Annotated in this window: 12 protein-coding genes, 3 tRNA genes and 3 rRNA genes; 13 read left to right on the top strand and 5 right to left on the bottom strand. The window is 53.0% G+C overall.

Annotated features, from left to right (window positions below; translation table 11 throughout):
• Nucleotide 1: 1 nt before the first annotated feature.
• Nucleotides 2-1,453 carry an ATPase RavA stimulator ViaA gene (gene viaA / locus K8W53_RS23385; protein ID WP_000956588.1) on the bottom strand — a complete coding sequence of 484 codons (1,452 nt, stop codon included), beginning with the start codon at nt 1,451-1,453 and terminating at the stop codon, nt 2-4.
• Nucleotides 1,447-2,943: an ATPase RavA gene (ravA, locus tag K8W53_RS23380; protein ID WP_000940987.1), complete on the bottom strand. Its 1,497-nt coding sequence runs from the start codon at nt 2,941-2,943 to the stop codon at nt 1,447-1,449. Before ravA ends, viaA begins: the two co-directional genes overlap by 7 nt.
• Nucleotides 2,944-3,291: 348 nt before the next feature.
• On the opposite strand from ravA, the gene kup reads away from it, so the two are divergent.
• The 7 genes from kup (at nt 3,292) to rbsR (ending at nt 11,239) form a co-directional block, all read left to right on the top strand.
• Nucleotides 3,292-5,160 carry a low affinity potassium transporter Kup gene (gene kup / locus K8W53_RS23375; protein ID WP_000102338.1) on the top strand — a complete coding sequence of 623 codons (1,869 nt, stop codon included), beginning with the start codon at nt 3,292-3,294 and terminating at the stop codon, nt 5,158-5,160.
• A 196-nt stretch (nt 5,161-5,356) separates the two neighbouring features.
• Nucleotides 5,357-5,776 carry a D-ribose pyranase gene (gene rbsD / locus K8W53_RS23370; protein ID WP_000715944.1) on the top strand — a complete coding sequence of 140 codons (420 nt, stop codon included), beginning with the start codon at nt 5,357-5,359 and terminating at the stop codon, nt 5,774-5,776.
• Between the two features lie 7 nt (nt 5,777-5,783).
• Nucleotides 5,784-7,289 (top strand): ribose ABC transporter ATP-binding protein RbsA, encoded by a 1,506-nt coding sequence (gene rbsA, locus K8W53_RS23365; protein WP_000339364.1) that lies wholly within the window; start codon nt 5,784-5,786, stop codon nt 7,287-7,289.
• Nucleotides 7,290-7,294: 5 nt separating this feature from the next.
• Nucleotides 7,295-8,260: a ribose ABC transporter permease gene (rbsC, locus tag K8W53_RS23360; RefSeq protein WP_000211345.1), complete on the top strand. Its 966-nt coding sequence runs from the start codon at nt 7,295-7,297 to the stop codon at nt 8,258-8,260.
• 24 nt (nt 8,261-8,284) lie between these two features.
• Entirely contained in the window at nt 8,285-9,175 is an 891-nt protein-coding gene (gene rbsB, locus K8W53_RS23355) for a ribose ABC transporter substrate-binding protein RbsB (protein WP_052939458.1), read from the top strand.
• Nucleotides 9,176-9,307: 132 nt separating this feature from the next.
• Nucleotides 9,308-10,237: a ribokinase gene (rbsK, locus tag K8W53_RS23350; RefSeq protein ID WP_000844728.1), complete on the top strand. Its 930-nt coding sequence runs from the start codon at nt 9,308-9,310 to the stop codon at nt 10,235-10,237.
• Nucleotides 10,238-10,240: 3 nt separating this feature from the next.
• Nucleotides 10,241-11,239: a ribose operon transcriptional repressor RbsR gene (gene rbsR, locus K8W53_RS23345; protein ID WP_023223996.1), complete on the top strand. Its 999-nt coding sequence runs from the start codon at nt 10,241-10,243 to the stop codon at nt 11,237-11,239.
• On the opposite strand, the gene mdtD is transcribed toward rbsR, so the two are convergent.
• Both mdtD and K8W53_RS23335 read right to left on the bottom strand, forming a co-directional pair.
• A complete protein-coding gene (gene mdtD, locus K8W53_RS23340) occupies nt 11,205-12,632 on the bottom strand; it encodes a multidrug transporter subunit MdtD (protein ID WP_000202072.1) in 1,428 nt (475 codons plus the stop codon). The two genes, rbsR and mdtD, sit on opposite strands and share 35 nt — an antisense overlap.
• An 11-nt stretch (nt 12,633-12,643) precedes the next feature.
• Entirely contained in the window at nt 12,644-13,348 is a 705-nt protein-coding gene (locus K8W53_RS23335; RefSeq protein WP_001131144.1) for a FadR/GntR family transcriptional regulator, read from the bottom strand.
• Nucleotides 13,349-13,828: 480 nt separating this feature from the next.
• On the opposite strand from K8W53_RS23335, the gene K8W53_RS23330 reads away from it, so the two are divergent.
• The 6 genes from K8W53_RS23330 (at nt 13,829) to K8W53_RS23305 (ending at nt 19,137) form a co-directional block, all read left to right on the top strand.
• Nucleotides 13,829-15,370: ribosomal RNA gene (locus K8W53_RS23330) — 16S ribosomal RNA — on the top strand.
• A gap of 85 nt (nt 15,371-15,455) precedes the next feature.
• A tRNA-Glu gene (locus K8W53_RS23325) sits at nt 15,456-15,531 on the top strand.
• A gap of 193 nt (nt 15,532-15,724) precedes the next feature.
• Nucleotides 15,725-18,711: ribosomal RNA gene (locus K8W53_RS23320) — 23S ribosomal RNA — on the top strand.
• A 95-nt stretch (nt 18,712-18,806) separates the two neighbouring features.
• Nucleotides 18,807-18,922, top strand: a 5S ribosomal RNA gene (gene rrf, locus K8W53_RS23315).
• Together the 16S, 23S and 5S rRNA genes with 3 tRNA genes alongside form the textbook arrangement of a ribosomal RNA operon.
• A 54-nt stretch (nt 18,923-18,976) precedes the next feature.
• Nucleotides 18,977-19,053: transfer RNA gene (locus K8W53_RS23310), tRNA-Asp, on the top strand.
• Nucleotides 19,054-19,061: 8 nt separating this feature from the next.
• Nucleotides 19,062-19,137, top strand: a tRNA-Trp gene (locus K8W53_RS23305).
• A gap of 101 nt (nt 19,138-19,238) precedes the next feature.
• On the opposite strand, the gene hdfR is transcribed toward K8W53_RS23305, so the two are convergent.
• Nucleotides 19,239-20,087, bottom strand: coding sequence for an HTH-type transcriptional regulator HdfR (gene hdfR, locus K8W53_RS23300; protein ID WP_001541181.1), 849 nt, complete (start codon nt 20,085-20,087; stop codon nt 19,239-19,241).
• Nucleotides 20,088-20,125 lie beyond the last annotated feature (38 nt).

Genomic DNA, 20,125 nt, shown 5'->3' with positions numbered 1-20,125 from the left:
GTTAGCGCCGCCAGCGTCTCAGCAGGCGGCTTCGCATCCCGGTGTCAAAGCGCCAGATATGATCGAAAATGCGCATGATGCCGGGTTTGCCGTGCGCCGACATCGCCACCGCATGGAATCGATGCTGGTGAAGACGCTGCAACTCTCCCACTTTGCTCACCACGTCATCCGGCAAGCGCTGGGCGATAAAATCCGAAATGACCACCGCATCGGCATCAAACCATTCCCGTCCCTGCATTCTTTCAATAATGGCGCGAAAACAGCTGGCGATATCCGTGCCGCCGCGAAAACGTTGACTTAAAAAGCGGATGGCCTGCTCAATACCTTCCGGGCCGGAGAGTTCATAACGCACAACGTCAGTGGAAAACAGCATAATAAAGCAGCGGCGGTTATCCGCCAGCGCAACGCGCATCAACGCCAGGCAGAACGCTTTTGCGCACTGCTCGTTAAATCCCCCCATCGAGCCTGAAGTATCGACGCAGACAATAAACGGTCCGCGCGGCTGCTCGTCGACATCCTGGTGTACTACCGGCCGTTCGGTCACTTTCTCACGCCACGCTTCGCCATGCAGGCGATAGGTGAGGAGCTGTTTTTCCACTAACCGGCGGTAAAATTCATATTCCAGCTCGGTGATGCCGAGCGTCGCCAGCTCTGGCGGCAACAGGCGCAGAATATCATCGCCTTGCTGAATACCGTCAACCTGCTCCGGCACCGTAGCGGGTTCGCGTACCAGTGTACGAAAGGTTTCCATCGGCGCGTCTTTTTTCGGTACCGATTTGGCTTCCCGCGAACGTCCCAGTTGTTCCGCCAGTTGCATTAGCTCCGGCTGGGCGGCGAGAAATTCGCCGTATTTGACGATCAGTTGATAATCACCACGTTTAAGCTGGCCCGCGCTCATATCCCACAGGCGGCCTGCGGCATTATCATTTTCCGCTAGCGTCGGTTCCAGTTGCCCGCTCAGCGTCATCCGTTCCTGAACGTCACTCAGCAACTGCTCGCGCTCTTCTTCCAGTAGTTGCTGGTTTAACGTGGTGGCCTGCACGACCAGACTTAACCGCCAGCGTTGCAAAAAAAGCGTGTGTAGCGCAGGGGTAAAGGTACTGTTGCTCTCCGTCAACTGCTTCGCCTGCGCGGCATACGGTGAATGCAGGCGATGAAGCAACGCCAGTATTTGCGGCAGTTGCACGATGAACTGTGGGGTAGAGAGAAGTTGGCTTTGCTGATAACACATGACCTCTTCCGTGAGTTCCGGCGGAACGCGTGCGTCTTTAAGACGGCTGCGTAGCGCTTCCCGCCAGCGCGGGAGATCGGCGGTCACGGCGTTTTTTAAACGCGGAAACTTTTCAAAGAAAATGACCAGCTGTGGGGAAGCCAGTAGCGCGAGGATCATCTCTTCGACCATTCCCTCTTCGCTGACGGCCAGCATGGTATTTAGCGTATCCAGCGTCAGCATTGTTGCGCCTGGCGGATCTGTTCTCCTACATCCTGCAGGCTGGCCTCAATGCGCCCTAACCAGTCGCTGTGAATAAACAGGCAATGTTGCTGCTCGCTGAAGCGGGTATGCTGCTGGCGCCAGTCGTTTTCTAACGTTTCCAGCTGCTGTTTGATCTCCGCAGGCATACTGTCTTCAGCCGCTCCCGGTAACGCCAGACGGGTACCTTGTAGACTGATGTCGCGCACCACCAGATGTTGAGCGTTATCGACTTCCATATTCAGCGTTTGGGCAAAGCCGATCCCGTTCAGTTTGCCGCGGATCTCGCCGCCTTTGGTCAGCCAAAGTTCCAGCGCGCTGCGGTCAAAGGTAATATGGATCACTTCCATATCATGCAGTTTTAGCGGTTTTTGTAGCAATAACGTCAACGTTGACGCACTGGCTTCCGGCGGTAAAGTGTAATGCGGGCGGCGGCTGAACATACCGCCTTCTTTAATGACGGTGAAGGCGGTTTTATCGCTTTGCTGTTGCTGCAACTGGAGGCGGCGCTGGACGATACCGCCGAGGCGAGTCAGCATGGCCTGCTGCTGCCAGGCGTGTCCGGTCATCAATATTTCCAGTTGCTGTTGCATGAGATTCAGACTCTGCGCGTCATACCACAAGCAATCTTTTAGCAGGATAAGGTCAATCGGCGCAACCGCGTCACGTCCGCTAAAGAAGGCGCTGGCCTGTAACAGGCGGATGGCTTTCTTCCAGCGACGGTCGGAGACATAAGGCGCATTCGGCAAATTATCCAGCTGTTGGCGCAGAGTAAATATCAGCTCAAAGACCGGATCAGGGAGTGAAATCGCGCCGATATCTTTTTGCCACTGTTGATATTCTTCGTCGCTAACCTGTAACGAGGCGGGGACCGGGTTATCGCTCTCATCCTGCTGACTAACCAGCATGGAGCGGAAATTGGCTTTATCCTGAACTTTATCCAGCCACAGGCGAATCAACATTCGGTCGTACAAGGCTTCCAGGCTGCTGTCCGCTTCGGGCAGTTCGTTAGAGGCCGCCACCAGCAGCCGCATCGGAATTTTTTCCTCAAACGCGCCGTTGCGGAAATGGCGTTCGTTAATGGCGGTCAGCAATGTGTTCAGGATAGCGGGCCCGGCTTTCCAGATTTCATCCAGAAAAACGATTTCGGCTTCGGGAAGGTAGCCGGTCGTTAAGCGTTCATAGCGACCTTCATCTTTCAGCGCCTGAATAGAGAGCGGTCCAAAAACCTCTTCCGGCGTGGAAAAGCGTGTCATCAGATATTCAAAAGCGCGGGCGCGCTGGAAAGCAAACTTCAGGCGGCGGGCAATCAGACTCTTGGCGATACCGGGCGGGCCCAACAAAAAGACGCTTTCACCGCTTAACGCCGCCAGTAGGCACAGGCGTATGGCGTGACTACGTTCATACAGCCCCTTCTCAAGGGCGCTGCTCAGACGGGAAATTCTTTCCGCTAATAAATGTGGGTGAGCCATAATAAAGAGGCGTCCTTTCGACAAATGGATCATGCTAATTGCGAGTATAGACGTTTCACCACCGGGGCTGTAATCGTCTGATGCGCTGTTTATTTTTCTTTGAGCCAGGTTAATCTGGCTTCATTTAGGGGTACGATTTTATGATTAATCGTGCATACTGTGCGCTTTTTTGTGGGCCAAGGGACTAAGCACACATTTCATATCTATACACTTATTCATTCAAACTACATCAAGGCGGCAAAGGAGTGAATCCCCTGGCACTAACATTCAACGTGTGACTGGGGTAAGCGAATGCAGCCGACAAGGAGGTAGCGTGAAGGGTGACGTGTATAAACGAAAGATGAGTCTATGAGCACTGATAATAAGCAATCGTTGCCTGCGATTACCCTCGCAGCTATTGGGGTTGTCTACGGTGATATTGGTACCAGCCCGCTTTATACGCTTCGTGAATGTTTGTCCGGTCAGTTTGGTTTTGGCGTTGAACGAGATGCCGTGTTTGGTTTTCTGTCGCTGATCTTCTGGCTACTCATCTTTGTGGTTTCCATCAAATATCTCACCTTCGTGATGCGCGCCGATAACGCGGGTGAAGGTGGAATTTTGACGCTGATGTCGCTTGCCGGGCGTAATACCTCGGCGCGCACTACATCTATGTTAGTTATCATGGGACTGATAGGCGGCAGCTTTTTCTATGGCGAAGTGGTCATTACGCCGGCGATTTCGGTGATGTCGGCGATTGAAGGCCTGGAGATTGTCGCGCCGCAGCTGGATACCTGGATTGTCCCGCTCTCCATTATTGTGCTGACTCTGTTGTTTATGATTCAGAAGCACGGTACGGGAATGGTAGGGAAACTCTTTGCGCCGATTATGCTGACCTGGTTTTTAATCCTGGCGGTACTTGGCCTGCGCAGTATTATCGCCAATCCCGAAGTGTTACATGCGCTGAATCCTGTCTGGGCGGTACGTTTTTTCCTTGAATATAAAACCGTATCATTTATTGCGTTGGGCGCGGTGGTGCTGTCGATTACCGGCGTAGAGGCGTTGTACGCCGATATGGGACACTTCGGTAAGTTCCCGATTCGCCTGGCGTGGTTTACCGTGGTACTGCCGTCGTTAGTACTGAACTACTTTGGTCAGGGCGCATTGCTACTAAAGCATCCGGAAGCGATTAAAAATCCCTTCTTCCTGTTGGCGCCGGACTGGGCGTTAATTCCGCTGCTGATTCTGGCCGCGCTGGCGACGGTGATCGCCTCCCAGGCGGTCATTTCCGGCGTCTTTTCGCTGACGCGTCAGGCCGTGCGTCTTGGCTATTTGTCGCCAATGCGCATTATCCATACCTCCGAGATGGAGTCCGGTCAGATCTACATCCCTTTCGTTAACTGGCTGCTTTATTTCGCGGTCGTGGTTGTTATTGTTAGCTTTGAGCACTCCAGCAACCTGGCGGCGGCCTATGGCATCGCCGTGACCGGCACGATGGTGCTGACGTCTATTCTTTCTACGACCGTGGCGCGTAAGAACTGGCACTGGAACAAATATTTTGTCGCGCTGATCCTCATCGCGTTCCTGTGCGTGGATATCCCGCTGTTCTCGGCTAACCTCGACAAATTGTTGTCCGGCGGTTGGCTGCCGCTGAGCCTGGGTCTGATCATGTTCACGATCATGACCACCTGGAAGAGCGAGCGTTTCCGTCTGTTGCGTCGTATGCATGAACACGGTAATTCGCTGGAAGCGATGATTGCTTCACTGGAGAAGTCACCGCCGGTTCGGGTGCCGGGTACTGCCGTATACATGTCGCGCGCGCTCAGTGTGATCCCTTTTGCTTTATTGCATAACCTGAAGCACAACAAAGTGTTGCATGAGCGCGTAATCTTATTGACGTTGCGTACGGAAGATGCGCCTTATGTGCATAACGTTCGCCGGGTGCAGATTGAGCAGTTGTCTCCGACATTCTGGCGCGTGGTGGCCAGCTACGGCTGGCGCGAAACGCCAAACGTTGAAGAGGTGTTCCACCGCTGCGGTCTGGAAGGGCTTAGCTGTCGGATGATGGAAACGTCGTTCTTTATGTCGCACGAGTCGTTGATTGTCGGCAAACGCCCGTGGTATTTGCGTTTGCGCGGTAAACTGTATTTGTTGCTGCAACGTAACGCTCTGCGCGCGCCGGATCAGTTCGAGATCCCGCCTAACCGCGTGATTGAGTTAGGAACGCAGGTCGAGATTTAACCTCCCATCACCATGCCGGGGGCCGCGTTGGCTTACCCGGCCTGGCCAATCCGTAGATTCCCACACGATAATCGCCTGATTTCCGCTAGCGAAACGTTTCGACGGCGATCACAATTCTGTTACGTCATGATGGTTTTATGAACACATCCAGGGTTACACTGCGGCCAGCGAAACGTTTCGCTAGTGGAGCAGAAAAATGAAGAAAGGCACCGTACTCAACTCTGAAATCTCGTCGGTCATTTCCCGTCTGGGGCATACTGATACTCTGGTGGTCTGTGATGCGGGTTTACCTATCCCGAATAGCACCGCGCGTATCGATATGGCACTAACCCAGGGCGTACCTTCTTTTATGCAGGTGGTGGATGTTGTGACCCGGGAAATGCAGGTTGAGGCGGCGATTCTTGCAACGGAAATCAAACAACAGAATCCGCAGCTCCACGAAACGTTGCTCACTCACCTTGAGCAACTGCAGCAACACCAGGGAAACACCATAAAAATTAGTTATACGACACACGAACAATTCAAAAAATTGACTGCAGACAGTCAGGCAGTGATTCGCAGCGGGGAGTGTTCCCCGTATGCGAACGTCATTCTTTGCGCTGGCGTCACTTTCTGAGGCCGCTATGGACGCATTACTGCAACTCAAAGGGATCGATAAAGCGTTCCCCGGCGTGAAGGCTCTCTCCGGCGCCGCGTTAAACGTTTATCCTGGCCGCGTTATGGCGCTGGTGGGGGAAAACGGCGCCGGAAAATCCACCATGATGAAAGTATTAACCGGCATCTATACGCGAGATGCGGGATCGTTGTTATGGCTGGGTAAAGAGACCACCTTTAACGGGCCTAAATCGTCTCAGGAAGCCGGGATCGGCATTATTCATCAGGAACTGAACCTGATCCCGCAGTTGACCATTGCGGAAAACATCTTCCTGGGCCGTGAGTTTGTGAATCGCTTTGGCAAAATCGACTGGAAAAAGATGTATGCCGAAGCCGACCACCTCTTAGACAAACTCAATCTGCGCTTTAAGAGCGATAAGCTGGTGGGCGAACTCTCTATCGGCGATCAGCAAATGGTGGAAATCGCCAAAGTGCTGAGCTTCGAATCCAAAGTCATCATTATGGATGAACCGACCGATGCGCTGACCGACACTGAAACCGACTCTCTGTTCCGCGTTATCCGCGAATTAAAATCGCAGGGGCGCGGCATTGTCTATATCTCCCACCGTATGAAAGAGATCTTCGAAATTTGCGATGACGTGACGGTCTTCCGCGATGGGCAATTTATCGCCGAGCGTGAAGTGGCCACGTTGACCGAAGATTCTCTTATCGAAATGATGGTGGGACGTAAGCTGGAAGATCAGTACCCGCATCTGGATAACGCGCCGGGTGAGATTCGCCTCAAGGTCGATAATCTGTGCGGACCGGGCGTGAATGATGTCTCTTTTGTGCTGCGAAAAGGCGAGATTCTTGGCATTTCCGGCCTGATGGGCGCCGGTCGCACCGAGCTGATGAAAGTATTGTACGGCGCGATGCCGCGAACCAGCGGTTACGTGACGCTCGATGGACACGAAGTGGTGACGCGTTCTCCGCAGGACGGGCTGGCCAATGGCATCGTTTATATCTCTGAAGACCGTAAGCGCGATGGACTGGTGCTCGGCATGTCAGTTAAAGAGAATATGTCGCTGACGGCGCTGGACTATTTCAGCCGCGCTGGCGGAAGCCTGAAACACAAAGATGAGCAGCAGGCGGTGGGGGATTTTATCCGTCTGTTCAACGTCAAGACACCGTCAATGGAACAGGCGATAGGCCTGCTTTCTGGCGGTAATCAGCAAAAAGTGGCGATTGCCCGCGGGTTGATGACGCGCCCGAAAGTGCTCATTCTCGACGAGCCGACCCGCGGCGTGGACGTCGGCGCCAAGAAAGAGATTTACCAGCTTATCAACCAGTTTAAGGCCGACGGCCTGAGCATCATTCTGGTCTCATCTGAGATGCCAGAAGTATTAGGCATGAGCGATCGCATCATCGTCATGCATGAAGGGCATCTCAGCGGTGAATTTACTCGCGAGCAGGCCACCCAGGAAGTGTTAATGGCTGCCGCAGTGGGCAAGCTTAATCGCGTGAATCAGGAGTAAAAAAGATGACAACCCAGGCTGTTTCTGGTCGCCGTTATTTCACTAAAGCGTGGCTTCTTGAGCAGAAGTCGCTCATTGCCCTGCTGGTGCTGATCGCGATTGTGTCGACGTTGAGCCCCAACTTTTTTACCGTTAATAATCTGTTCAATATTCTTCAACAGACCTCCGTCAACGCCATTATGGCGGTGGGGATGACGTTGGTGATTCTGACATCGGGGATCGATCTGTCCGTCGGTTCCCTGCTGGCGCTCACCGGCGCGGTTGCCGCTTCAATCGTCGGCGTTGAAGTGAATGCGCTGGTCGCGGTTGCCGCCGCGCTGGCGCTGGGCGCTGCGATTGGCGCCGTTACTGGCGTTATCGTCGCGAAAGGCCGCGTACAGGCGTTTATCGCTACGCTGGTGATGATGCTGCTACTGCGCGGCGTGACGATGGTTTACACCGACGGTAGCCCGGTCAACACCGGCTTTACCGATAACGCCGATCTGTTTGGCTGGTTCGGTATCGGCCGTCCGCTGGGCGTTCCTACGCCGGTCTGGATCATGGCTATCGTCTTTATCGCCGCCTGGTATATGCTGCATCACACCCGTCTGGGACGCTATATCTACGCGCTGGGCGGTAACGAAGCGGCGACGCGCCTGTCTGGCATTAGCGTGAGCAAAGTGAAAATTATCGTCTATTCACTTTGCGGCCTGACAGCGTCGCTGGCGGGCATCATTGAAGTGGCGCGCCTCTCTTCCGCGCAGCCGACGGCGGGTACCGGCTATGAGCTGGATGCTATTGCCGCCGTGGTGCTGGGCGGCACCAGCCTTGCAGGCGGTAAAGGACGCATTGTTGGGACATTGATCGGCGCATTGATTCTCGGCTTCCTTAATAATGGTTTGAATTTGTTAGGTGTTTCCTCCTATTACCAGATGATCGTCAAAGCGGTGGTGATTTTGCTGGCGGTACTGGTAGACAACAAAAAGCAGTAACAACGACTACAGGACATCTGAAATATGAACATGAAAAAACTGGCTACCCTGGTATCTGCTGTTGCGCTGAGCGCCACCGTGAGCGCGAATGCAATGGCGAAAGACACCATTGCGCTGGTGATCTCTACCCTCAATAATCCCTTCTTCGTGTCGTTAAAAGACGGGGCGCAAAAAGAGGCGGATAAACTGGGTTATAACCTGGTGGTGCTGGACTCCCAGAACAACCCTGCCAAAGAGCTGGCGAACGTGCAGGATTTAACCGTTCGCGGGACCAAAATTTTGCTGATCAACCCGACTGACTCCGATGCGGTGGGTAACGCGGTGAAGATGGCGAACCAGGCGAAGATTCCGGTTATCACGCTTGACCGCCAGGCAACCAAAGGCGATGTCGTCAGCCATATCGCGTCTGATAACGTGCTGGGCGGTAAGATCGCTGGCGACTATATCGCGAAAAAAGCTGGCGAAGGCGCCAAAGTGATTGAGTTGCAAGGCATTGCCGGAACATCCGCGGCGCGTGAGCGTGGCGAAGGTTTCCAGCAGGCGGTAACCGCCCACAAATTTAATGTCCTGGCCAGCCAGCCAGCCGATTTCGACCGTACTAAGGGTCTGAACGTCATGCAGAACCTGCTGACCGCGCATCCGGATGTTCAGGCTGTCTTCGCCCAGAACGATGAAATGGCGCTGGGCGCACTGCGCGCGCTGCAAACTGCCGGTAAAGCAGATGTGATGGTGGTTGGATTTGACGGTACGCCGGATGGCGAAAAGGCCGTAAAAGATGGCAAACTGGCAGCGACTATCGCTCAGTTACCGGATCAAATCGGCGCCAAAGGCGTTGAAGTGGCGGATAAGGTGCTGAAAGGCGAAAAAGTTCAGGCCAAATATCCGGTTGACCTGAAACTGGTCATCAAGCAGTAATAAACGACACGGGTCAACTATGGCCTGATGGCGACAGAAATACGCGAGCCTCCGCTGAGGTGAACGTAAAAAAAGAAAAGCAGGGCACGCGCCACCCTAACCGGTGGCGCACTTTGACGTGGAACCCCGAATATGAAAACCGCAGGTAATCTCATCGTCCTTGGCAGCATTAATGCCGATCATATCCTTAATCTTGAGTCCTTCCCTACCCCGGGTGAAACGGTAACCGGTAGCCATTATCAGGTCGCGTTTGGCGGGAAAGGCGCGAATCAGGCGGTTGCTGCGGGACGTAGCGGGGCAAATATTGCGTTTATCGCCTGCACGGGCGATGACGATATTGGCGACAGTATTCGTAAACAATTAGTCAGCGATCGTATTGATATCGCGCCAGTTAGCGTTATTAAAGGCGAGTCTACTGGGGTGGCGCTGATTTTCGTTAACGGCGAAGGCGAGAACGTCATCGGTATTCATGCCGGAGCGAATGCCGCGTTATCGCCGGCGTTGGTTGATGCGCAACGTGAACGTATCGCGCAGGCGGATGCGTTACTGATGCAGCTGGAATCGCCGCTGGAAAGCGTACTGGCGGCGGCGAAAATCGCCCATCAACATCATACTACTGTTGCGCTTAACCCGGCGCCTGCCCGTGAGCTACCGGATGAACTGCTGGCGCTGGTGGACATCATCACGCCAAATGAAACGGAAGCTGAAAAGCTGACGGGCGTGCGTGTGGAAAATGACGACGATGCCGCGAAAGCTGCGCAGGTTTTGCATGATAAAGGCATTCGAACCGTATTAATTACCTTAGGAAGCCGTGGCGTCTGGGCCAGCGTAGACGGCGAGGGCCGCCGCGTTCCTGGATTTAGCGTTGAGGCTGTCGATACCATTGCCGCCGGAGATACGTTTAACGGCGCCTTTATCACCGCGATACTGGAGGAGACGCCGTTGCCGGAAGCGATTCGCTTTGCCCATGCCGCCGCCGCGATTGCCGTAACGCGTAAAGGCGCGCAACCTTCCGTTCCGTGGCGCGAAGAGATAGAAGCGTTTTTACATCAGCAGGGGTAACGCTTGGCTACTATGAAAGATGTTGCCCGCCTGGCGGGAGTCTCTACATCGACGGTCTCTCACGTTATTAACAAAGATCGCTTTGTGAGTGAGACGATAACCGAAAAAGTTGAAGCGGCGATTAAATCACTTAACTATGCGCCTTCTGCGCTGGCGCGAAGCCTCAAGTTAAACCAGACCCGCACGATTGGTATGCTGATTACCGCCAGTACCAACCCTTTTTATTCCGAACTGGTGCGCGGCGTTGAGCGAAGCTGTTTTGAGCGCGGTTATAGTCTGGTGCTGTGCAATACCGAAGGCGACGAGCAACGGATGAACCGCAACCTGGAGACGCTGATGCAAAAACGGGTAGACGGTTTACTGCTGCTGTGTACCGAAACGCATCAGCCTTCTCGTGAAATCATGGAGCGTTATCCGTCTATTCCTACCGTCATGATGGACTGGTCGCCGTTTGATGGTGAGGGCGATAGCGATCTCATTCAGGATAATTCGTTGTTAGGCGGCGATCTTGCCACCCAATACCTTATCGATAAAGGTTTTACCCGAATAGCCTGTATTACCGGCCCGCTGGACAAAACGCCAGCGCGTTTACGGCTGGAAGGGTATCGGGCGGCGATGAAACGCGCAGGGCTGGCTATTCCGCAAGGCTATGAGATCACCGGCGATTTTGAATTTGGCGGCGGCTTTGACGCCATGCAGGCGTTACTCGCCCATCAACAGCGACCGCAAGCGGTTTTTACCGGAAACGATGCGATGGCTGTCGGCGCCTATCAGGCGCTATATCAGGCGGGGCTTCGTATTCCGCAGGATATGGCAGTCATTGGCTATGATGATATTGAGCTGGCGCGCTATATGACGCCGCCGCTGACGACTATCCATCAGCCGAAAGATGAATTGGGCGAGCTGGCTATTGATGTGTTGATTCATCGGATGGCGCAGCCCGCCTTGCAACAACAGCGACTTCAGCTTACTCCGGTTTTGACGGAGCGTGGGTCGGTTTAGATTTATGCCGTTCTTTAATCAGATTGTTGCCGTCTTTGACTCTTAGCAGCATAAACATCAGCGCGGACACGATAGTGATCGCCCCCATCGTGATAAAGGTATAGTGGAACTGTTCCACGGTACTGGTGCCCGCAAAACCTTCATAAATACGTAACACCGCCGCGCTGATCGCCACGCCTAAACTGATAGACAATTGCTGCGTAACCGCCAGAACGCTGTTGCCGCTGCTGGCGTTATCGTCCGTCAGATCCGCAAGAGTAATCGTATTCATTGCCGTAAATTGAGTGGACATCGCCATTCCAAGAATGAATAGCGGCAGTACGAGCATCCAGATCGGCATGGCGGGAGATTGAAACGAAAACTGGGCAATCATCAGACCGATAAATACCGTAATGCCGACCAGAGTCTTCCGGTATCCCAAACGTCGCAAAACCTGCGTTACGGTCGATTTCGCGATAATAGAACCCAAAGCTGTCGGCGCCATCATGCAGCCGGCGATCAGAGCCGGGTAGCCAAAACCAACCTGTAGCATTAACGGCATCAAAAAAGGTACGCAGCCTGTCCCCAGACGCGTGGCGAGGTTGCCGGCAATACCGACGGAAAATGTGCGTGTCTTAAACAGCGATAGTGATATTAACGGTGTCGGATGACGGCGGGCGTGGCGGATATAGGCCAATAGTAGAACGATACTGCAAAAAATAATGGCGGATGCGATCCATGTCGCCACAATCTTTTCGCCAAACAGTTCCATTCCGCTGGAAAATAAAACCAGACTTAACCCAAAAAGAAAGAAGCCGGTCATGTCAAACTTGCGACGCGGCGTGGTGAAGTTGGGCATATATTTGCGGGCATACAGAATGCCTGCAACACCAATGGGAATATTAATCAGGAAGATCCAGTGCCAGCTTGCCCAGGTCACCAGTACGCCGCCTAATACCGGCCCCAGAATCGGACCTACCAGCCCCGGCATAGTGACAAAGTTAAGAACAGGCAGCAGCTCACTACGCGGATAGGCTCGCAATAACGCCAGCCGCGCCACTGGCATCATCATCGCTCCGCCGACGCCTTGTACGACGCGAAAAATAACCAATTCAGATAGTGAACTGGAGAGCGCGCAGGCCAGCGAGCCTAACGTAAACAGACTTACGGCAACCATAAAGACGCGACGCGTACCAAAGCGGTCAGCCAGCCAGCCGCTTACCGGAATTAACATAGCTACTGTCAGGGTATAACTGATAATAGCGGACTGCATGGCGAGTGGTGAACGGTTAAGACTATGCGCAATAGCCGGTAAAGCGGTATTCAAAATGGTGGCGTCTAGCGCCTGCATAAAGAAGGCCATCGCCGCGATCCACGGCAGGCCAGCCATACTGCGCGCTTTTTTGCTGGTCATTCAATATCCTGTTAATTATCTGGTCTCTCATTGGGCGCTATTAACAACGCCTGACAGGCCTGGAAAGCGCGTTCGCCGTCGCCATCAGCGATGGCATCAACAATGGCCTGGTGCAAATCCAGCTTTACCACCTCGTTATAGGTGATTGAGGTAAAGTAAGTGTGATAAACCGAATGAAATAGCGTCGCAAAAGAGATTAGAAAGGGATTGGCGCTCATTTCGTAGATATGCTCGTGCCACGCCATATCCACTTCAATCCAGCGTTCACGCTTAAAATGCTTTTTCAGCGCGACCATCTCTTCCATTAAGGCATTAAGCCGCGCTTTCTGCTCCGGTGTGCCAAGAGTCGCCGCCAGCAGGCAGGCTTGCGGCTCCAGGCTAATACGCATCACCAGAAAATGATCTACCACCTGATGAAAATTTTCTTCCGTCATCCACCAGGTCAGCAGCTCTTGATCCAGAAAGTTCCAGTTTCCCTGCGGCATCACCCGCGTACCAATGCGCGGACGGGGTAGCACCATACCTTTAGCCGTCAACGTTTTCACCGCTTCGCGAACTGCCGTTCGACTTACGCCGTACTGCTCGCCCAGTTCTATTTCGCCGGGAAGAATCGTACCGGGGGCGTAGTCACCCTTTAATATCCGCTGCGCCAGCTTTTCAGCCAGAACATAGGATAGATTTTTCTGTGCGGCTAATTGTTGTGCGCTTAAAGGCATGAATGTTCTTCCTTTCTCTTTCGTTTGGTTATTAGTATGCCACCTGGAAGTGTGATTGCAGTTGCAATAACGGCATTTTGCTTATTTTATGGCACGTTAAGCCCGCTGTTGATGAAAAAAGAGACACTCAGAAAATTATTTTAAATTTCCTCTTGTCAGGCAGAAATAACTCCCTATAATGCGCCACCACTGACACGGAACAACGGCATACAGGCCGCCGGGTCAGCGGGGTTCAGACCAGAACCTCACGGAGAAAAGCGAAAATAAACGCTTGACTCTGAAGCGGGAAAGCGTAATATGCACACCCCGCGCCGCTGAGAAAAAGCGAAGCGGCACTGCTCTTTAACAATTTATCAGACAATCTGTGTGGGCACTCGAAGATACGGATTCTTAACGTCGCAAGACGAAAAATGAATACCAAGTCTCAAGAGTGAACACGTAATTCATTACGAAGTTTAATTCTTTGAGCATCAAACTTTTAAATTGAAGAGTTTGATCATGGCTCAGATTGAACGCTGGCGGCAGGCCTAACACATGCAAGTCGAACGGTAACAGGAAGCAGCTTGCTGCTTTGCTGACGAGTGGCGGACGGGTGAGTAATGTCTGGGAAACTGCCTGATGGAGGGGGATAACTACTGGAAACGGTGGCTAATACCGCATAACGTCGCAAGACCAAAGAGGGGGACCTTCGGGCCTCTTGCCATCAGATGTGCCCAGATGGGATTAGCTTGTTGGTGAGGTAACGGCTCACCAAGGCGACGATCCCTAGCTGGTCTGAGAGGATGACCAGCCACACTGGAACTGAGACACGGTCCAGACTCCTACGGGAGGCAGCAGTGGGGAATATTGCACAATGGGCGCAAGCCTGATGCAGCCATGCCGCGTGTATGAAGAAGGCCTTCGGGTTGTAAAGTACTTTCAGCGGGGAGGAAGGTGTTGTGGTTAATAACCGCAGCAATTGACGTTACCCGCAGAAGAAGCACCGGCTAACTCCGTGCCAGCAGCCGCGGTAATACGGAGGGTGCAAGCGTTAATCGGAATTACTGGGCGTAAAGCGCACGCAGGCGGTCTGTCAAGTCGGATGTGAAATCCCCGGGCTCAACCTGGGAACTGCATTCGAAACTGGCAGGCTTGAGTCTTGTAGAGGGGGGTAGAATTCCAGGTGTAGCGGTGAAATGCGTAGAGATCTGGAGGAATACCGGTGGCGAAGGCGGCCCCCTGGACAAAGACTGACGCTCAGGTGCGAAAGCGTGGGGAGCAAACAGGATTAGATACCCTGGTAGTCCACGCCGTAAACGATGTCTACTTGGAGGTTGTGCCCTTGAGGCGTGGCTTCCGGAGCTAACGCGTTAAGTAGACCGCCTGGGGAGTACGGCCGCAAGGTTAAAACTCAAATGAATTGACGGGGGCCCGCACAAGCGGTGGAGCATGTGGTTTAATTCGATGCAACGCGAAGAACCTTACCTGGTCTTGACATCCACAGAACTTTCCAGAGATGGACTGGTGCCTTCGGGAACTGTGAGACAGGTGCTGCATGGCTGTCGTCAGCTCGTGTTGTGAAATGTTGGGTTAAGTCCCGCAACGAGCGCAACCCTTATCCTTTGTTGCCAGCGGTCCGGCCGGGAACTCAAAGGAGACTGCCAGTGATAAACTGGAGGAAGGTGGGGATGACGTCAAGTCATCATGGCCCTTACGACCAGGGCTACACACGTGCTACAATGGCGCATACAAAGAGAAGCGACCTCGCGAGAGCAAGCGGACCTCATAAAGTGCGTCGTAGTCCGGATTGGAGTCTGCAACTCGACTCCATGAAGTCGGAATCGCTAGTAATCGTGGATCAGAATGCCACGGTGAATACGTTCCCGGGCCTTGTACACACCGCCCGTCACACCATGGGAGTGGGTTGCAAAAGAAGTAGGTAGCTTAACCTTCGGGAGGGCGCTTACCACTTTGTGATTCATGACTGGGGTGAAGTCGTAACAAGGTAACCGTAGGGGAACCTGCGGTTGGATCACCTCCTTACCTGAAAGAAGCGTACTTTGCAGTGCTCACACAGATTGTCTGATGAAAAGTGAATAGCAAGGCGTCTTGCGATTGAGACTTCAGTGTCCCCTTCGTCTAGAGGCCCAGGACACCGCCCTTTCACGGCGGTAACAGGGGTTCGAATCCCCTAGGGGACGCCACTTGCGCGGTAATGTGTGAAAGGCGTTGCCATCAGTATCTCAAAACTGACTTACGAGTCACGTTTGAGATATTTGCTCTTTAAAAATCTGGATCAAGCTGAAAATTGAAACACAGAACAACGAAAGTTGTTCGTGAGTCTCTCAAATTTTCGCAACACGATGATGAATCGAAAGAAACATCTTCGGGTTGTGAGGTTAAGCGACTAAGCGTACACGGTGGATGCCCTGGCAGTCAGAGGCGATGAAGGGCGTGCTAATCTGCGATAAGCGCCGGTAAGGTGATATGAACCGTTATAACCGGCGATACCCGAATGGGGAAACCCAGTGTGACTCGTCACACTATCATTAACTGAATCCATAGGTTAATGAGGCGAACCGGGGGAACTGAAACATCTAAGTACCCCGAGGAAAAGAAATCAACCGAGATTCCCCCAGTAGCGGCGAGCGAACGGGGAGGAGCCCAGAGCCTGAATCAGCATGTGTGTTAGTGGAAGCGTCTGGAAAGGCGCGCGATACAGGGTGACAGCCCCGTACACAAAAGCGCATGTGCTGTGAGCTCGATGAGTAGGGCGGGACACGTGGTATCCTGTCTGAATATGGGGGGACCATCCTCCAAGGCTAAATACTCCTGACTGACCGATAGTGAACCAGTACCGTGAGGGAAAGGCGAAAAGAACCCCGGCGAGGGGAGTGAAAAAGAACCTGAAACCGTGTACGTACAAGCAGTGGGAGCACAGGTTTACCTGTGTGACTGCGTACCTTTTGTATAATGGGTCAGCGACTTATATTCTGTAGCAAGGTTAACCGAATAGGGGAGCCGGAGGGAAACCGAGTCTTAATTGGGCGTTAAGTTGCAGGGTATAGACCCGAAACCCGGTGATCTAGCCATGGGCAGGTTGAAGGTTGGGTAACACTAACTGGAGGACCGAACCGACTAATGTTGAAAAATTAGCGGATGACCTGTGGCTGGGGGTGAAAGGCCAATCAAACCGGGAGATAGCTGGTTCTCCCCGAAAGCTATTTAGGTAGCGCCTCGTGAATTCATCTCCGGGGGTAGAGCACTGTTTCGGCTAGGGGGCCATCCCGGCTTACCAACCCGATGCAAACTGCGAATACCGGAGAATGTTATCACGGGAGACACACGGCGGGTGCTAACGTCCGTCGTGAAGAGGGAAACAACCCAGACCGCCAGCTAAGGTCCCAAAGTCATGGTTAAGTGGGAAACGATGTGGGAAGGCCCAGACAGCCAGGATGTTGGCTTAGAAGCAGCCATCATTTAAAGAAAGCGTAATAGCTCACTGGTCGAGTCGGCCTGCGCGGAAGATGTAACGGGGCTAAACCATGCACCGAAGCTGCGGCAGCGAACGTATCACTTAAAGCGATTCAGCGGATTACGATTGACGGAGCGAAGCGACGTCAAAGCGTATACAAAGTCGAGTCGGTTTAAGGATACGTTCGTTGGGTAGGGGAGCGTTCTGTAAGCCTGTGAAGGTGGCCTGTGAGGGTTGCTGGAGGTATCAGAAGTGCGAATGCTGACATAAGTAACGATAAAGCGGGTGAAAAGCCCGCTCGCCGGAAGACCAAGGGTTCCTGTCCAACGTTAATCGGGGCAGGGTGAGTCGACCCCTAAGGCGAGGCCGAAAGGCGTAGTCGATGGGAAACGGGTTAATATTCCCGTACTTGGTGTTACTGCGAAGGGGGGACGGAGAAGGCTATGTTGGCCGGGCGACGGTTGTCCCGGTTTAAGCGTGTAGGCTGGTTTTCCAGGCAAATCCGGAAAATCAAGGCTGAGGCGTGATGACGAGGCACTACGGTGCTGAAGCAACAAATGCCCTGCTTCCAGGAAAAGCCTCTAAGCATCAGGTAACATCAAATCGTACCCCAAACCGACACAGGTGGTCAGGTAGAGAATACCAAGGCGCTTGAGAGAACTCGGGTGAAGGAACTAGGCAAAATGGTGCCGTAACTTCGGGAGAAGGCACGCTGACACGTAGGTGAAGTGATTTACTCATGGAGCTGAAGTCAGTCGAAGATACCAGCTGGCTGCAACTGTTTATTAAAAACACAGCACTGTGCAAACACGAAAGTGGACGTATACGGTGTGACGCCTGCCCGGTGCCGGAAGGTTAATTGATGGGGTCAGCGCAAGCGAAGCTCCTGATCGAAGCCCCGGTAAACGGCGGCCGTAACTATAACGGTCCTAAGGTAGCGAAATTCCTTGTCGGGTAAGTTCCGACCTGCACGAATGGCGTAATGATGGCCAGGCTGTCTCCACCCGAGACTCAGTGAAATTGAACTCGCTGTGAAGATGCAGTGTACCCGCGGCAAGACGGAAAGACCCCGTGAACCTTTACTATAGCTTGACACTGAACATTGAGCCTTGATGTGTAGGATAGGTGGGAGGCTTTGAAGTGTGGACGCCAGTCTGCATGGAGCCGACCTTGAAATACCACCCTTTAATGTTTGATGTTCTAACGTGGACCCGTAATCCGGGTTGCGGACAGTGTCTGGTGGGTAGTTTGACTGGGGCGGTCTCCTCCTAAAGAGTAACGGAGGAGCACGAAGGTTGGCTAATCCTGGTCGGACATCAGGAGGTTAGTGCAATGGCATAAGCCAGCTTGACTGCGAGCGTGACGGCGCGAGCAGGTGCGAAAGCAGGTCATAGTGATCCGGTGGTTCTGAATGGAAGGGCCATCGCTCAACGGATAAAAGGTACTCCGGGGATAACAGGCTGATACCGCCCAAGAGTTCATATCGACGGCGGTGTTTGGCACCTCGATGTCGGCTCATCACATCCTGGGGCTGAAGTAGGTCCCAAGGGTATGGCTGTTCGCCATTTAAAGTGGTACGCGAGCTGGGTTTAGAACGTCGTGAGACAGTTCGGTCCCTATCTGCCGTGGGCGCTGGAGAACTGAGGGGGGCTGCTCCTAGTACGAGAGGACCGGAGTGGACGCATCACTGGTGTTCGGGTTGTCATGCCAATGGCACTGCCCGGTAGCTAAATGCGGAAGAGATAAGTGCTGAAAGCATCTAAGCACGAAACTTGCCCCGAGATGAGTTCTCCCTGAGACTTAGAGTCTCCTGAAGGAACGTTGAAGACGACGACGTTGATAGGCCGGGTGTGTAAGCGCAGCGATGCGTTGAGCTAACCGGTACTAATGAACCGTGAGGCTTAACCTTACAACGCCGAAGGTGTTTTGGCGGATTGAGAGACGATTTTCAGCCTGATACAGATGACATCGACATGCTAAAGGCGTGTTGATAAACAGAATTTGCCTGGCGGCAGTAGCGCGGTGGTCCCACCTGACCCCATGCCGAACTCAGAAGTGAAACGCCGTAGCGCCGATGGTAGTGTGGGGTCTCCCCATGCGAGAGTAGGGAACTGCCAGGCATCAAATTAAGCAGTAAACTGATGTAAAAATCAGTGGTTGTAAAAGAATTCGGTGGAGCGGTAGTTCAGTTGGTTAGAATACCTGCCTGTCACGCAGGGGGTCGCGGGTTCGAGTCCCGTCCGTTCCGCCACCCTAATTAGGGGCGTAGTTCAATTGGTAGAGCACCGGTCTCCAAAACCGGGTGTTGGGAGTTCGAGTCTCTCCGCCCCTGCCAGAAATAATCCTTAGCATCTGCTAAGGATTTTTTTTTGCCTGAAATTACCTGATTATCTGATCAGGTAATCGTAAGTTCCCTTCTTTTTCTTTTCATCATTTTCATTGTTCATCCAGCACATCCGTTTTTAACAGATCGCAGATCAGCGAGTATTTATCGCTGTTTTGCAGCCAAATGGCGTATAGCGGCCGTGAAAGCGTTGCGCTGTCGGCAACGGTATGTAATCCGCCCTTTTCATTTGCCCAGTTTACAGGAAGCCAGCTACAGCCATTTAATGCGCTAAGCTGCTGTCGGGCGAGTTCGGCTGAGCTGGTTGTTAATACCGGCACTTCATCTGCTGCGATCAGCCCGGTTTCATGCTGTTGGAAGTCTGGTCCCCACTCCAGCCGCAGATAATTGAGTTCTGATTTCTTACGGGCAGGGCTGCTGCAATATAACGCCAAAGTGAAGTGCCCTAACAGTTGACTGCTGAACTCATCCATTTTGGGCGCTTCGGTAGTAATGAGGAGATCAAGCTGGCGTTCATGAAGTTGCTTCACAAGCGATTGCCGTTGAGCGATTCTGGCTTCGAATTGCAGGCCGCTTTGCGGCTCCTGTAGTTGGTACAGTCGCCCCAGCCAGGCGTTAAGCATACACTCCCATAAAGACGCGCTGGCGCCGATGGAAAACTCGTTATGGCGTGAGGTATGCGCCACCTCTTTACGTGCCGCCTGCCACGTATTCATCAGCGTTTCCGCATACGGTAAAAGTTTTTCGCCAGCCGTGGTTAAACGGATATTGTTTCTGTGCCGTGTAAAAAGGTTTACGCCCAGTTGATTCTCCAGTTGCCTGATACGAAAGCTCACCGCGGATTGCGTCAGGTAAAGTGCTTCTGCGGCCCGCCCGAAATGGCGTGTCCGGCTAACTTCCAGGAAAGTTTTTAACAATTCCGTATCCACTGTGCTCTCCACAAAATTATTTGTCGTTATGATTTAAATGTTTTGTTTTA

It is taken from the genome of Salmonella sp. A29-2 (genome assembly GCF_020150755.1).
GTDB classification, from domain to species: Bacteria; Pseudomonadota; Gammaproteobacteria; order Enterobacterales; family Enterobacteriaceae; genus Salmonella; species Salmonella enterica.
This window is presented reverse-complemented; position numbering and strand designations above follow the sequence as displayed.

Bases quoted from the DNA above. Each gene is read 5' to 3' on its own strand.
- viaA (WP_000956588.1), bottom strand. From the start codon at position 1,453: ATGCTGACGCTGGATACGCTAAATACCATGCTGGCCGTCAGCGAAGAG.
- ravA (WP_000940987.1), bottom strand. From the start codon at position 2,943: ATGGCTCACCCACATTTATTAGCGGAAAGAATTTCCCGTCTGAGCAGC.
- kup (WP_000102338.1), top strand. From the start codon at position 3,292: ATGAGCACTGATAATAAGCAATCGTTGCCTGCGATTACCCTCGCAGCT.
- rbsD (WP_000715944.1), top strand. From the start codon at position 5,357: ATGAAGAAAGGCACCGTACTCAACTCTGAAATCTCGTCGGTCATTTCC.
- rbsA (WP_000339364.1), top strand. From the start codon at position 5,784: ATGGACGCATTACTGCAACTCAAAGGGATCGATAAAGCGTTCCCCGGC.
- rbsC (WP_000211345.1), top strand. From the start codon at position 7,295: ATGACAACCCAGGCTGTTTCTGGTCGCCGTTATTTCACTAAAGCGTGG.
- rbsB (WP_052939458.1), top strand. From the start codon at position 8,285: ATGAACATGAAAAAACTGGCTACCCTGGTATCTGCTGTTGCGCTGAGC.
- rbsK (WP_000844728.1), top strand. From the start codon at position 9,308: ATGAAAACCGCAGGTAATCTCATCGTCCTTGGCAGCATTAATGCCGAT.
- mdtD (WP_000202072.1), bottom strand. From the start codon at position 12,632: ATGACCAGCAAAAAAGCGCGCAGTATGGCTGGCCTGCCGTGGATCGCG.
- K8W53_RS23335 (WP_001131144.1), bottom strand. From the start codon at position 13,348: ATGCCTTTAAGCGCACAACAATTAGCCGCACAGAAAAATCTATCCTAT.